Raw genomic sequence first — 14,238 nt, 5'->3', positions numbered from 1 at the left:
CGCGGCAGGGCGGGCCTGCCGCGCGGGGTATTACTTCACGATACGGTCATGGGCATCTTTCAGTGCCGCATCGACACTCTGGCGGCCCGTGATGGTGTTGATCACCGCCGTGCGCACCGCATACCAGAAGGCAGACATCTGCGGGATGTTCGGCATAATTTCACCTTTCTGAGCGTTGGCCATGGTGGCGGCAATGCGCGGATCTTTTTCCAGCTCGGTCTGGTAAGACTTCAGCGCCACCGCACCCAGCGGCTTGTCTTTGTTGACATCGGCCAGGCCTTCGTTGGTCATCAGGTAGTTTTCAAGGAACTCTTTAGCCAGCTCTTTGTTCGGGCTGGCGGCGTTAATCCCGGCGCTCAGCACCCCGGTAAAGGGTTTGGAAGCCTGGCCTTTAAAGGTGGGCAGCAGGGCGACGCCATAGTTAACTTTGCTCTTGTCGATATTGGCCCAGGCCCAGGGGCCATTAATGGTCATGGCGGTCTGGCCTTTGTTAAAGGCCGCTTCCGCGATGGAGTAGTCCGTATCGGCATTCATGTGTTTGTTTTTAATCAGGTCCACCAGGAAGGTGAGACCGGCCTGAGCCCCCGGGCTGTTCACGCCGACATCTTTAACGTCATATTTCCCGTTGGCCATCTTAAAGGCGTAGCCGCCGTCTGCGGCGATAAGCGGCCAGGTGAAGTACGGCTCCTGGAGGTTAAACATCAGAGCGCTCTTGCCTTTGGCTTTCAGCGTCTTATCCAGTGCCGGGATCTCTTCCCAGGTTTTGGGCGGGTTAGCCACCAGGTCTTTGTTATAAATCAGGGACAGGGCCTCCACCGCTATCGGGTAGGCAATCAGCTTGCCGTTGTAGCGCACTGCGTCCCAGGTGAACGGGTACAGTTTGTCCTGGAAGGTTTTATCCGGGGTGATTTCGGCCAGCAGGCCGGACTGCGCATAACCACCGAAACGGTCGTGGGCCCAGAAAATAATATCCGGGCCGTCACCGGTGGCGGCAACCTGCGGGAATTTCTCTTCCAGCTTGTCCGGGTGCTCAACAGAGACCTGGATACCGGTATCTTTTTCGAATCGTTTACCAACCTCAGCCAGGCCGTTATAGCCTTTGTCGCCGTTGATCCAGATGACCAGCTTGCCCTCTTCGATTTTGGCAAGCGCTGATGAGCACAGCATCATGGTGGTCAGTGCGGATAACGCAAGAACCCGTGCGCCGGTTTTGATATGCATATTCAGTCCATCCTTTTGGTCGTTATATAACTTTCATCTTCTGGCGCGGCAGGTGTTACCCACGCTGCCCCCTGAGCCTGAAGAAGAGAGGTGAATACAGAGGTGAATGGCGTTACATAAGGCAGTCTGCTTATCTGGCAAGCACTTCTCATCCTCCTTCCCCCTACGCCCCGGCAGACAGGGATGTGATCCCGGTAACAACACTGGCGAATATGTGCGTCAGCGCACAAAAAAAACGGGGGGTTTTTGACTCCGGGATCACGAAAATCGCCACAGACAGCCAACTGAGCGGCGAAAACCGTCTGTCTCATCCTCCCGCCTCCTCCCCCATAAAAAAGCAAAGGGTGGAGGATTTCTGATTAGCGACCATGCCGCATAGTGCCCAACATCTGGTTTCACCTGTGTCAGGTGGCTGTTGTGATGTAAGGGAGAGTGCGATGTCGAGCGTGCAGCTGAGAAATGTCACCAAAGCCTGGGGCGATGTGGTGGTGTCAAAGGATATCAACCTGGACATCGATGCCGGGGAGTTTGTGGTCTTTGTTGGCCCTTCCGGATGCGGTAAATCGACACTGCTGCGCATGATTGCCGGCCTGGAGACGGTGACCCGTGGCGATCTGATGATTGGCGGCAAGCGTATGAACGATGTGCCCCCGGCGCAACGCGGTGTCGGGATGGTGTTCCAGTCATACGCGCTGTACCCCCATCTGAGCGTGGCGGAAAACATGTCCTTTGGCCTGAAGCTGGCCGGGGCGAAAAAAGAGCTGATTAACCACCGGGTTAATCAGGTGGCGGAAGTGCTACAGCTGGCCCACTTACTGGACCGCCGCCCGAAGGCGCTCTCCGGCGGCCAGCGCCAGCGTGTCGCCATTGGCCGCACACTTGTGGCCGAGCCGGAGGTTTTCCTGCTCGATGAGCCCCTTTCTAACCTTGATGCGGCGCTGCGGGTGCAGATGCGCATTGAGATCTCCCGCCTCCATAAGCGCCTGCAGCGCACCATGATTTACGTTACCCACGATCAGGTCGAGGCCATGACCCTGGCCGACAAGATAGTGGTGCTGGATGCCGGGCGCGTAGCCCAGGTGGGGAAACCGCTGGAGCTGTACCACTACCCGGCGGACCGCTTTGTGGCCGGGTTTATCGGCTCGCCAAAAATGAATTTCCTGCCGGTAAAAGTGACCGCCACCGCCATTGATCAGGTCCAGGTTGAGTTGCCGAACCGCCAGCATGTCTGGCTGCCGGTAGAGAGCGCCAGCGTGCAGGTGGGGGCCAATATGTCCCTCGGGATCCGCCCGGAGCATCTGTTACCCAGCGATATCGCCGATGTCACCCTCGAAGGGGAGGTGCAGGTGGTCGAGCAGCTCGGCAATGAAACCCAAATCCATATTCAAATCCCTGCCATCCGCCAGAACCTGGTGTACCGCCAGAGCGATGTTGTGCTGGTGGAAGAGGGCGCCACATTCGCCATCGGCTTGCCGCCGGAGCGTTGCCATCTGTTCCGTGAGGATGGTACTGCCTGCCGCCGGTTACACAAAGAGCCGGGTGTATAGCAGTCAGATAACAAAAAAAACTAATCATTTCAGGAGATAGAATGATGATTACTCTGCGCAAACTTCCGGTGGCAGTCGCCGTTGCGGCGGGCATTATGTCCGCCCAGGCTATGGCCGTGGATTTTCATGGGTATGCCCGTTCCGGTATCGGCTGGACTGGCAGTGGCGGTGAGCAGCAGTGCTTCCAGGCCACCGGTGCCCAAAGTAAATACCGTCTTGGCAACGAATGTGAAACCTACGCTGAATTAAAACTGGGCCAGGAAGTGTGGAAAGAGGGCGATAAGAGCTTCTATTTCGACACTAACGTGGCTTACTCCGTGGATCAGCAGAATGACTGGGAAGATAAATCCCCGGCCTTCCGCGAAGCGAACGTCCAGGGTAAAAACCTGATTGAATGGCTGCCGGGCTCCACCATCTGGGCCGGTAAGCGCTTTTATCAGCGCCATGACGTCCACATGATCGACTTCTACTACTGGGATATTTCTGGTCCTGGTGCCGGTATTGAAAATATCGATCTGGGCTTTGGTAAGCTCTCCCTGGCGGCCACCCGCTCTTCTGAGTCCGGCGGTTCGACCTCGTTTCGTAATGATTACACCTACGACACCACCAAAAGAACGGCCAACGACACCTTTGATATGCGCTTAGCCGGTATCGAAACCAACCCGGACGGGGTGCTGGAGCTGGGTGTCGACTACGGCCGCGCCAACTATACCGACGGCTACCACCTGGCGGACAATGCCTCAAAAAATGGCTGGATGTTCACCGCAGAGCACACCCAGAGCATGCTCAAGGGCTACAACAAGTTTGTGCTGCAGTACGCCACGGACGCCATGACCACCCACGGTAAAGGGCTGTCTCAGGGGGCATATTTCGCAGACAACAGCGACTTGCCGAATTCCCGCCAGAATATTAATAACGACGGCTATATGTTCCGCGTGCTGGACCACGGTGCCGTTAGCCTGGCAGAGCGCTGGGACATGATGTATGTGGCGATGTACCAGAACACCAGTCTGGACAGCGGCCAGGGCACCGAATGGTGGACGGTGGGTGTGCGCCCGATGTTCAAATGGACCCCTATCATGAGCACCCTGCTGGAAGTGGGCTATGACAATGTCAAATCCCAGCAAACCAAAGATAACAACAGCCAGTACAAAATCACCCTTGCCCAGCAGTGGCAGGCGGGCGACAGCATCTGGTCCCGCCCGGCGATCCGCGTGTTCGCCACCTACGCCAAGTGGAATGAAGACTGGGGCTATGCCAAAAACGCCAGCGGTGACGTGACGAATGTCGCCATCCGCGATAAGTCCGGTAACGGCTTCCTGAGCTCCAGTCGCGGTAACGACGACGAGTGGACCTTCGGCGCCCAGATGGAAATCTGGTGGTAAGCGGCCCGGCTGTGTCGTAACCCGGGGAGGGGCGCCCGGCGCCTCTCCTCTGTCTGTATCGTCGCGGATTGACATAAAGCGCGCTATTGCCTGGCAAACGCTTTATGACCCATGAGGTAATAATAATGAAAATGAATAAACGTCTTATCGCCCTTTGCCTGAGCGCAGGGCTGTTCGCCACGCTCCCGGGTGTGAGCCTGGCGGACGTTAACATTGTGCCCCAGGATATCTCCGGTGCTCCGGCTGTCCCGCAGGCGGCGCTACAGCAGCTGAACTGGACCCCGGTGCTTCAGTCACGCACCCAGACCACCGAGCTTGCCAGCGCAGGCCAGCCCCTGGATGTGGCCGGGATCACCGGCCCGGTCGCCGCCTACAGTGTACCGGCGAATATTGGCGAGCTGACGCTGACACTGACCAGCGAAATTAAAAACAATCTCGCCTTCGTGCCGAATGTGCTGATCCTCGACCAGAATATGACCCCTTCGGCCTATTTCCCGGGCAGCTATTTTACCTACCAGGCACCGGGCGTGATGTCCGCCGATCGCCTGGAAGGCGTGATGAAGCTGACCCCGGCCCTGGGGCAGCAGAAAATTTATGTCCTGGTGTTCACCACGCCACAGGATCTCCGCACTACCACCACACTGCTGGACCCGGCCAAAGCCTATGCCAAAGGCGTGGGTAACGCGGTGCCGGATATTCCGGATCCGGTAGCCCGCCACGCTACGCAGGGCACGCTGAAACTGAAAGTCAGCACTAACTCCTCCTCCAGCATTCTGGTGGGGCCGCTGTTTGGCGCCTCATCTGCCAGCCCGGTGACTGTGGGCAATACGGCGGCGGTGGTGGCCCCGGCTGCGGCAGCGCCCGCCCCGGCGCCGGTGGTGAAAAGCGAGCCGATGCTGAACGACACGGAACGTTACTTTAATCAGGCAATTAAGGACGCGGTTGCCAGAGGCGATATCGACAAGGCGCTGAAACTGCTGAATGAAGCCGAGCGGCTGGGCTCAACCTCCGCCCGCACCACGTTTATCAGCAGTGTAAAAGGCAAGGGGTAAGTCTTCCCCACATTGCTGATGTTTGCGGTACTGGTGCGCTGCGGCGCACCTTTTTTATCTGTTCGGGTGGTATGTTGCGCGATTGTTGCGTTTATGCTGCTCACCCCCTGCAATGTTCACCACGTTCTTCCGCTTCTGCGTTACAATGCTGCCAGGTATTATCCAGGAGATGAATGATGTCTCATCCTGCGCTGGCTCAGCTCTATGGGCTGCACTATTTTGATTCGCTCCCCGCAACCGCAAGCCCGGCTACCCTTGACTGGTTGCTGCTGGAAGACTCGATGACCAAACGCTTTGAGACCCGGTGTCGCAAGGTAAGTGTGGTGATTCTGCGTGAAGCATTTGTCGGCCAGCCCGAAATGACTGATGATGAGTCGGCGTTACTGCCCGGGGAGCCGCGCTACTGGCTGCGGGAGATCCTGCTGTGCGGGGATGGCGTGCCCTGGCTGGCTGGCCGCACGCTGGTGCCGGAATCCACCCTTAATGGCCCGGAGCTGGCATTAAAACAGCTGGGCGAGACCCCTCTGGGCCGGTATCTGTTTACATCATCAACCCTGACCCGGGATTTTATCCAGACCGGGCAGAATGAAGGACTGTGGGGGCGGCGCTCCCGCCTGCGCCTGTCAGGAAAACCGTTATTGCTGACCGAGCTGTTCCTGCCGGCTGCACCTGTGTATGAAGAGGAAGAGAAATGGAGTGGAGTCTGAAGCAGAACAAGCTGCTGGCTTATCACCGGTTAATGCGCACCGATAAACCCATTGGCGCGTTACTGCTGCTCTGGCCAACATTATGGGCACTGTGGATGGCAACCCCCGGCGCACCGCCGCTGACGATTCTGGCGGTTTTTGTGGCCGGTGTCTGGCTGATGCGCGCCGCCGGATGCGTGGTCAATGATTACGCGGACCGTAAATTCGACGGCCATGTAAAACGCACGGTCAATCGCCCCCTGCCCAGCGGCGCGGTCACGGAAAAAGAGGCCCGGATCCTGTTCGCGGTGCTGGTGGTGTTGTCATTCCTGCTGGTGCTGACCCTCAACACCATGACCATTCTGCTCTCCGTGGCGGGGCTGGCCCTGGCCTGGGTATACCCGTTTATGAAGCGCTACACGCATCTGCCCCAGGTGGTTCTGGGGGCGGCGTTTGGCTGGTCTATCCCGATGGCCTTCGCCGCCGTGAGCGAGTCCGTGCCCCTGAGCTGCTGGCTGATGTTCCTGGCCAATATTTGCTGGGCGGTGGCCTATGATACCCAGTACGCCATGGTAGACCGGGACGACGATATAAAAATTGGCGTGAAATCAACGGCCATTCTGTTTGGCCGCTTCGATAAGCTGATTATCGGGCTGTTGCAGCTGGCGGTGCTGGCGCTGATGGTGCTGCTGGGCGGGATAAACGGGCTGGGGTTTGCCTTTTACGCGGCCATTGTGCTGGCCGGTGCGCTGTTTATCTACCAGCAGAAGCTGATAGCCGGTCGCGAGCGCGAGCTGTGCTTTAAAGCGTTTATGAACAATAACTATGTGGGGCTGGTGCTGTTTATCGGCCTGGTGCTGAGTTATCTGCACCTCTGAGGGGAACGCAGTCGCGCGGTAAAAAAACAGGCGGGACAATTCCCGCCTGTGTTGTTTTTAGCGCCCGGGTTATGCGTCCTGGGCGTCGCTTTCGATGGTCAGGCGCACATCCGGCATGATGAGGTCCGCCAGCATCCGGTAGACCTTCAGGGTCTCATCCGGCTCGGCATCGCCCGTATCGCTGATGTAGCCTTCATCGCGCAGGGTCAGCACCAGGGTTGAGAACACCGCCTTATCGAAGAATTCCGGGGCGTTGATCCCGTGCAGCACGGATAACCGCTGGGCCAGTGTCCGGCTCTCTTTTTCCAGCGTCCCGCGGTTAATTGACGGGTTAGCGCTCAGCAGCCAGAAGGTAATGGCGTAACGCTGTACCGTTTCCCGGGCACCGGCGGCCAGCAGCTGTAGCGTCCGGGAGTGGGTTGGCGTGACCCGCAGCAGGGAGTCATCCACAGCAATCAGCTCCTGGCGCGCCAGCTCGGCGATCAGTTTATCCACCACGCCCGGCAGCTCGCTGATGTCCCAGCGCAGGAACAGCTCGGCTTTGAGCATCGGGTAGAGCACTTCGACCTGGCGCAGCAGCTCACCGCGGGCGATTTTGCGGTGCTGGGTGATGATCGACGCCAGCAGCGAAGGCAGGATCAGCATGTGCATGATGTTGTTACGGTAGTAAGTCATCAGCACCGCCTGCTCGCGGGGCAGAATAATAATATCGCCGATGGTGTCCTTTTCGACCTCGAACTTATTCATCTGCAGCGCGTGGTTGATGAGCGCTTCGCTGGTGAGGGCGGGCACGGTGGTGTCTTTGGCGTAAGGCACATTACGCATCAGCGCCAGGTAGCAATCCAGCTGGGAGGTTAACTGTTCGCGGGTCAGCGAACGCTGCCGGGAGGCAAGCAGCGCCGTGCAGCACAGGTTCATGGCGTTCGCGGCCCCGGCGTTGTTAATGCGCGTCATCAGCATACCGGCGATGTTGTTCACCGTCGGGGTCAGCCAGGCAGGGCGCACCGCTTCAATGGGGTCAATGGACTCGCGCCACTCAGGCACATGCTGGTTGAGGAAGGTCATCAGCGGCAGCGGTTCACCGAAGTTAACATACCCCTGGCCCAGGTTACGCAGCTTGCTCAGGCCGCGCACCATCTGCATAAAGCCTTCTTTTTCTTTGGTGGCACCGCGCAGCTCTTTCGCGTAGGTGCCCACCTCCATCACATGCTCATAGCCGATATAAATCGGCACCAGGGTTATCGGGCGGTTACCGCCGCGCAGCATGGCCTGGATGGTCATCGACAGGGTGCCGGTTTTCGGATCCAGCAACCGGCCGGTACGGGAGCGGCCGCCCTCAACGAAATATTCCACCGAGTAGCCACGGGTAAACAGCTCCCCGAGGTATTCGCGAAAGACCGTGGAGTAGAGCTTATTGCCCTTAAAGGTGCGGCGGATAAAAAACGCCCCCAGGCGGCGGAAAATCGGCCCGGCGGGCCAGAAGTTCAGGTTGATACCGGCAGCGATATGTGGCGGCACCAGCCCCTGGTGATACAGTACGTAAGACAGCAGCAAATAGTCCATATGGCTGCGGTGGCAGGGCACATAGACCAGTTCATGGCCTTCATGGGCCAGCTGACGCACGCGCTCGGCGTTATGGACGTTGATCCCCTGGTAGAGGCGGTTCCAGGTAAAACCGAGGATCCGGTCGCTCATGCGGATAGCTTCGTAAGAGAAGTTGGCCGCGATCTCCTCCATCAGCGCCACGGCATTCTGCTGGGCCTTCTCATGGGAAATTTTCTTACTGCGGGCTTCGTCTTCTACCGCTTTGGCAATCGCTTTGGAGGCCAGCAGCTTATTGAACAGATCCTGGCGCACCGGCAGGCGCGGGCCAACCGCCGCCAGGCGCTGGCGGGCAAAATGCATCCGCGCGACGCGCGCCAGCTTCTGGGCGATGGATTTGTCAGTGCCGTGTTCGGTGGCCATCCAGCGTAATGAGACCGGCGGCGAGAAGCGCACAAAGCTGTCGCGGCCCAGCCAGAAGACGGCAGAGAATTTCTGAATGCCGTTAAGCATCCGCAGCGGCGGGTTCACTTCCCCTTTTTCCCGGCCCGGTGCGCGGCCGAACATCACGGAGACCGGCACCAGCTGCACATCCAGATCCGGGTTCGCCCGGTGGAGATCCAGATACTGGTGAAACAGCTTAATGGTCTCTTCTTTTGGCGCGTAATAGGTGAACACCCGCGGCCCACCGTGGACGAACACATAGCGCGGCAGCTCGGTGCCGTCTATTTCAAGAGGTTCAAGGGGATCCGGAAGATCATGGGCCAGACACTGGGCACGCAGCGTCAGCAGGTCTGCCTTGGAATTATAAGGCAGCACATACATAATCGGGCGTGAGGTATCCAGGCCCAGTTCAGGAGCCGGATCCGCCGGAATAGATTTGCTTTTTACCATCAGACTTAATGGTAAATTCAGTAACTTATAGTAAATACTTGGCCAGCCTGACATAAACGATGTAAAGCCTCTGGGTTAATCATGCAAATGCGCTGCAAGAATATCAGAAAACAGTGTGGATTTCTGTGCCCTGTCGCGACCCTTTTTGCCACACAACCGCGCCCGGCCTTTTCCCGGGCCGGACCGGGTGGCGGTGCGGGGATAACCGGTGTGCAACGGGCTGTATTAATGAGAAACTTTCACAGTATATAATCGGCCCCCCGACAACGGGCTTTTTTTCATAAGGCATTTTTCATGGCAAATACATCCGCAACCGGGTTAACCCGGATCATTAAAGCAGCAGGTTACTCGTGGAAAGGCATCAAAGCCGCATGGATCAACGAAGCGGCCTTCCGCCAGGAGGGGATGCTGTCTATTGTGGGGATTATTGTCGCCTGCTGGCTGGATGTTGACCCGGTCGCCCGGATCCTGCTGATAGGCTCTCTGGTGCTGGTGATGATCGTAGAGATCCTCAACAGCGCCATTGAAGCGGTGGTTGACCGTATTGGTCTGGAGCACCATGAGCTCTCTGGCCGGGCGAAGGATATGGCCTCGGCGGCGGTGCTGTTTGCGCTGTTACTGGCGCTGTTTATCTGGGTTGTGCTGCTCTGGCAGTATTTCCGTTAAGCCTCGCAAAACCGGTAAGTGGCTGGTTTTTTTACGGGCCGTATGGTTCCAAAATCACCGAAGACTGTATATACTCACAGCATAACTGTATATACACCCAGGGGGCGGAATGAAAGCATTAACAACCAGGCAGCAAGAGGTGTTTGATCTTATCCGGGATCATATCAGCCAGACCGGTATGCCACCGACCCGTGCTGAAATCGCCCAGCGCCTGGGGTTCCGTTCCCCGAATGCGGCGGAAGAGCACCTGAAAGCTCTGGCCCGTAAAGGGGCCATTGAGATTGTGTCCGGCGCGTCCCGTGGCATCCGCCTGCTGCAGGAAGAGGAAGAAGAGGGCTTACCGCTGGTTGGCCGCGTGGCCGCAGGTGAGCCTCTCCTGGCCCAGCAGCATATTGAAGGCCATTATCAGGTCGATCCTCAGTTGTTTAAACCCAGTGCGGATTTTCTGCTGCGCGTTAGCGGCATGTCGATGAAAGACATCGGCATTATGGATGGCGATCTGCTGGCGGTGCATAAAACCCAGGAAGCGCGCAACGGCCAGGTGATTGTGGCGCGCATTGACGACGAAGTAACGGTAAAGCGCCTGAAAAAACAGGGCAATACCGTGCAGCTGCTGCCTGAAAACAGCGAATTCAGCCCGATAGTGGTTGACCTGCGCGAGCAGAACTTCACCATTGAAGGGCTGGCCGTTGGGGTTATCCGCAACGGTGAATGGCTGTAATTCCACCCCTTCTTTTCTGACTGACCGTAGCGCCCCCGGGGCGCTACGGTGTTGTTTTGCCTCTTTTTCGGGTATCTCATGACGTTCTTCTCTACAGCGGATCGGGCCTTGTGGCGCCTGGCGCTGCCCATGATATTTTCCAATGTTACTGTCCCGCTGCTGGGGCTGGTGGATACTGCCGTTATCGGCCACCTGGACAGCCCGGATTACCTGGGCGGTGTGGCGGTGGGGGCCACGGTAACCAGCTTTTTGTTTATGCTGCTGCTGTTTTTACGCATGAGTACCACCGGGCTGACCGCCCAGGCCTACGGGGCCCGGGACCCTCTCGGGCTGGCCCGGGCACTGGCCCAGCCGCTACTGATTGCCCTGGTCGCCGGGGTGGCGATTTTACTGTTCCGGGCGCCGCTTATTGATCTGGCGCTGCATCTGGTGGGCGGCAGCGATGCGGTGCTGCACCAGGCCCGGCGATTCCTTGAGATCCGCTGGCTCAGCGCCCCGGCCGCACTGGCGAATATGGTGCTGCTGGGCTGGCTGCTGGGTGTGCAGTATGCCCGGGCACCGGTTATTCTGCTGGTGGTGGGGAATATCCTCAATATTGTGCTGGATCTCTGGCTGGTGGTCGGGGCCGGTATGAACGTGCAGGGGGCCGCACTGGCAACCGTTGTGGCTGAATACGCCACGCTTGCGACCGGCGCGCTGATGGCCTGGAAAGTGCTCAGGCTGCGCGGCGTGTCTGCGGCCATGCTGCGCCAGGCCTGGCGCGGCGATCTCGGGCGTCTGCTGGCGCTGAACCGCGACATTATGCTGCGATCGCTGCTGATCCAGCTCTGTTTTGCCTCTATTACCGTACTGGGTGCCCGCCAGGGTAACGATATTGTGGCGGTAAACGCCCTGCTGATGACCTTTCTGACCTTTACCGCCTACGCGCTGGATGGCTTTGCCTATGCGGTGGAGGCCCACTCGGGCCAGGCGTTTGGTGCCCGGGACCGCAGCCAGCTGCTGACCGTATGGTACGCGGCCTGCCGCCAGGCGGGCCTGGTGGCGCTGGGCTTTGCGCTGGCATACGCCCTGTGCGGCGGGGCGATTATTGACGCGCTGACCTCGATTACCCCACTGCGTGAGCTGGCCCGCCACTATCTGTGGTGGCAAATTGCGCTGCCGCTGGTGGGGGTCTGGTGCTACCTGCTGGACGGGATGTTTGTCGGGGCCACGCGCGGGCGCGAGATGCGCAACAGTATGGCGATAGCCGCCGCCGGTTTTGGCCTGGCCCTGCTGGCCCTTCCCGGGCTCGGGAACCACGGCTTATGGCTGGCGCTGCTGGTGTTTCTGGCGTTACGCGGCCTGTCGCTGGGCTGGATGTGGCGCAGGCTGTGGCGCCAGGACAGGTGGTTTGCCGGTTAACTGCGGCCGCGTTTTTTTACCGTAATACTGTGGTCATGGGAGCACTGCTCAGGGTGGCGGCAGGTTTCCACTTCCACACAGGCGGCGCACAGGCCGTGCGCCTCAATCACGTTATGGTGCAGCGCAAACCCGGATTTTGCCGCCAGGCTCTGCATAATATCTTCAACCCCCTGGGCGCACTCTTCCTTTACTACACCGCAACGGTCGCATATAAACATGGCTGAGGTATGCGTTGGTTGATCAAACAGATGGCACAATACATAGCTGTTGGTGGACTCAACCTTATGGACAAAACCCTGCTCCAGCAGGAAATCCAGCGCCCGGTAAACGGTAGGCGGCTTGGCCTGGGGCTCAGAAACCCGCAGCAGATCCAGCAGATCGTAAGCGCTGATGGCACCGTTCTGGAGCGTCATCAACCGCAGGACTTCCAGACGCTGGGGCGTCAGGCGTACGTTGCGTTGCCCGCACAGCTTTTCAGCCTGTGACAGCACGTATTGAGATGTGGTCGCGTCCATCAGCACCCTCATATTTTTTGCCGGTAAAGCGTTACTTTATCACAGGCTGTGGAAAACGCCGACAAACGCGATTTTTGCCATACTTATTTTTCGGACATAACGGGAGATGGCAGCATGAAGCGACCAGATTACATTAAGCACTGGCACGTTCTGGAAGGACCGGATAACGCGGGATACCCGGGAAGTGACGAAAAATTTGCCATCAGCACGCCGGTTGCCCGCCATGTGGGGTTGCGCCGCCTTGGGGTGTCCCACATTCGCCTGCCGCCGGGCCGTCGCACCTCATACCCCTATGCCCAGAGCAGTGACGAGCTCTATATCTACGTGCTGGAGGGGTATCCTCAGGTCTGGGTGAACGGCTCTTTGCATGAGCTCTCCCCGGGGGATAGTGTCGGTTTTGTGCCGGGAACCGGCTTGTGCCATACCTTCCTCAATAACACTGCGGAAGATGTGCGCTTCCTGGTGGTGGAGGAGCCACCCCACCCGGATAACCGGACCTATTTCCCGTTAAACCCCGGCTATGCGGCCACCCGTCACGATCGCTGGATAGATCATCCGCCGCAGTTCTTCGGCGCTCACGACGGTAAACCGGATCAGCTGAAAAAGCCGCGCCGCTGACGCGGATAATTTCTGTGCTATAGTAGCGCGCTATTTTTTCCGAAACCGATTATCAACTCGTGACCATGCTGCCAGAAAACCAAGCTACTGCCTTTGCGCCACTGCGCTTTTCCGTTGCGCCCATGCTCGACTGGACTGACCGCCACTGCCGTTATTTCCTGCGTCTGTTATCCCGCAATACGCTGCTGTACACCGAAATGGTCACCACCGGGGCGATTATTCACGGCAAGGGCGACTATCTGGCCTATAACGAGGAAGAGCACCCGCTGGCGCTGCAACTGGGCGGCAGCGATCCCCGGGCGCTGGCCCAGTGCGCCCGGCTGGCCGAAGAGCGCGGCTATGATGAGATAAACCTCAATGTGGGCTGCCCGTCGGACCGGGTTCAGAATGGCCGCTTTGGCGCCTGCCTGATGGGCGAAGCGGACCTGGTGGCGGATTGTGTGGCCGCCATGCGTGAGGTGGTCACGGTTCCGGTGACGGTGAAAACCCGTATCGGCATTGATGATCAGGACAGCTACGCGTTTCTGTGTGACTTTGTGGGCACCGTGGCCCAAAAGGGCGGCTGCGAGACGTTTATTATCCACGCCCGTAAAGCCTGGCTTTCCGGCTTAAGCCCGAAAGAAAACCGCGAGATCCCGCCGCTGGACTACCCGCGGGTGTACCAGTTAAAACGCGATTTCCCCGGGCTGACCATGTCGCTCAACGGCGGCATTAAATCCCTGGCGGAGGCCCGCGCGCACCTTGAACATATGGACGGGGTGATGGTCGGGCGCGAGGCGTACCAGAACCCGGGCATGCTGGCGGCGGTAGACCGGGATATTTTTGGCACCACCGAAAGCTGTGCCGATCCGGTTGCCGTGGTGCGCGCCATGTACCCGTATATTGAGCGCGAGCTCAGCCGTGGCTGCTATCTGGGGCATATTACCCGCCATATGCTGGGGCTGTTTCAGGGGATCCCCGGCGCCCGGCAGTGGCGGCGGCACCTGAGCGAGAACGCCCATAAAGCCGGGGCCGATATCCGGGTGCTGGAGCAGGCGCTGGCGCTGGTGGCGGATAAACGCTGATTTCTGACCGTAATTTAGTGAATTTGACGATGCCCCAGCCCACCGGTT

At 58.6% G+C, this 14,238-nt stretch carries 13 protein-coding genes; 10 read left to right on the top strand and 3 right to left on the bottom strand.

Going from position 1 to position 14,238, the window contains the following annotated elements:
- Nucleotides 1–30 precede the first annotated feature (30 nt).
- Nucleotides 31–1,221 carry a maltose/maltodextrin ABC transporter substrate-binding protein MalE gene (gene malE, locus EBL_RS17810; RefSeq protein ID WP_002445229.1) on the bottom strand — a complete coding sequence of 397 codons (1,191 nt, stop codon included), beginning with the start codon at nt 1,219–1,221 and terminating at the stop codon, nt 31–33.
- A gap of 437 nt (nt 1,222–1,658) precedes the next feature.
- Here malE and malK point away from each other — a divergent pair, with 437 nt between their 5' ends.
- The 5 genes from malK (at nt 1,659) to ubiA (ending at nt 6,769) form a co-directional block, all read left to right on the top strand.
- Nucleotides 1,659–2,768 carry a maltose/maltodextrin ABC transporter ATP-binding protein MalK gene (malK, locus tag EBL_RS17805; RefSeq protein ID WP_002445228.1) on the top strand — a complete coding sequence of 370 codons (1,110 nt, stop codon included), beginning with the start codon at nt 1,659–1,661 and terminating at the stop codon, nt 2,766–2,768.
- A gap of 41 nt (nt 2,769–2,809) precedes the next feature.
- Nucleotides 2,810–4,153, top strand: coding sequence for a maltoporin (locus EBL_RS17800; RefSeq protein WP_002445225.1), 1,344 nt, complete (start codon nt 2,810–2,812; stop codon nt 4,151–4,153).
- A 125-nt stretch (nt 4,154–4,278) separates the two neighbouring features.
- Nucleotides 4,279–5,205, top strand: coding sequence for a maltose operon protein MalM (gene malM / locus EBL_RS17795; RefSeq protein WP_002445223.1), 927 nt, complete (start codon nt 4,279–4,281; stop codon nt 5,203–5,205).
- Nucleotides 5,206–5,381: 176 nt separating this feature from the next.
- Nucleotides 5,382–5,912, top strand: a complete 531-nt coding sequence (gene ubiC / locus EBL_RS17790) for a chorismate lyase (protein WP_002445222.1) — start codon at nt 5,382–5,384, stop codon at nt 5,910–5,912.
- On the top strand, nt 5,897–6,769 hold the full coding sequence (gene ubiA / locus EBL_RS17785; RefSeq protein ID WP_002445220.1) for a 4-hydroxybenzoate octaprenyltransferase: 873 nt from the start codon (nt 5,897–5,899) through the stop codon (nt 6,767–6,769). Before ubiC ends, ubiA begins: the two co-directional genes overlap by 16 nt.
- 69 nt (nt 6,770–6,838) lie before the next feature.
- On the opposite strand, the gene plsB is transcribed toward ubiA, so the two are convergent.
- Nucleotides 6,839–9,259, bottom strand: a complete 2,421-nt coding sequence (gene plsB / locus EBL_RS17780) for a glycerol-3-phosphate 1-O-acyltransferase PlsB (protein ID WP_002445218.1) — start codon at nt 9,257–9,259, stop codon at nt 6,839–6,841.
- A gap of 240 nt (nt 9,260–9,499) precedes the next feature.
- Between plsB and EBL_RS17775 the strand changes: the two genes are divergently transcribed.
- The 3 genes from EBL_RS17775 (at nt 9,500) to dinF (ending at nt 11,993) form a co-directional block, all read left to right on the top strand.
- A complete protein-coding gene (locus tag EBL_RS17775) occupies nt 9,500–9,871 on the top strand; it encodes a diacylglycerol kinase (RefSeq protein WP_002445216.1) in 372 nt (123 codons plus the stop codon).
- 109 nt (nt 9,872–9,980) lie between these two features.
- Nucleotides 9,981–10,592 carry a transcriptional repressor LexA gene (gene lexA, locus EBL_RS17770; protein ID WP_002445214.1) on the top strand — a complete coding sequence of 204 codons (612 nt, stop codon included), beginning with the start codon at nt 9,981–9,983 and terminating at the stop codon, nt 10,590–10,592.
- A 78-nt stretch (nt 10,593–10,670) separates the two neighbouring features.
- Complete coding sequence (gene dinF, locus EBL_RS17765) at nt 10,671–11,993, top strand: MATE family efflux transporter DinF (protein ID WP_002445212.1); 1,323 nt, start codon at nt 10,671–10,673, stop codon at nt 11,991–11,993.
- Here the strand turns inward: dinF and zur are convergent.
- Nucleotides 11,990–12,508 carry a zinc uptake transcriptional repressor Zur gene (zur, locus tag EBL_RS17760; protein WP_002445210.1) on the bottom strand — a complete coding sequence of 173 codons (519 nt, stop codon included), beginning with the start codon at nt 12,506–12,508 and terminating at the stop codon, nt 11,990–11,992. The genes dinF and zur overlap by 4 nt on opposite strands.
- Nucleotides 12,509–12,622: 114 nt before the next feature.
- Here zur and EBL_RS17755 point away from each other — a divergent pair, with 114 nt between their 5' ends.
- Together EBL_RS17755 and dusA are read left to right on the top strand one after the other, a co-directional pair.
- Nucleotides 12,623–13,126, top strand: coding sequence for a cupin domain-containing protein (locus EBL_RS17755; protein ID WP_002445208.1), 504 nt, complete (start codon nt 12,623–12,625; stop codon nt 13,124–13,126).
- Between the two features lie 65 nt (nt 13,127–13,191).
- Nucleotides 13,192–14,190, top strand: coding sequence for a tRNA dihydrouridine(20/20a) synthase DusA (gene dusA, locus EBL_RS17750; protein ID WP_002445206.1), 999 nt, complete (start codon nt 13,192–13,194; stop codon nt 14,188–14,190).
- Nucleotides 14,191–14,238 lie beyond the last annotated feature (48 nt).

Origin of the sequence: Shimwellia blattae DSM 4481 = NBRC 105725 (assembly GCF_000262305.1) — a bacterium.
Classification (GTDB): domain Bacteria; phylum Pseudomonadota; class Gammaproteobacteria; order Enterobacterales; family Enterobacteriaceae; genus Shimwellia; species Shimwellia blattae.
Note: the sequence above shows the minus strand (reverse complement) of the source record. Positions and strands in the feature narration are given on the sequence as shown.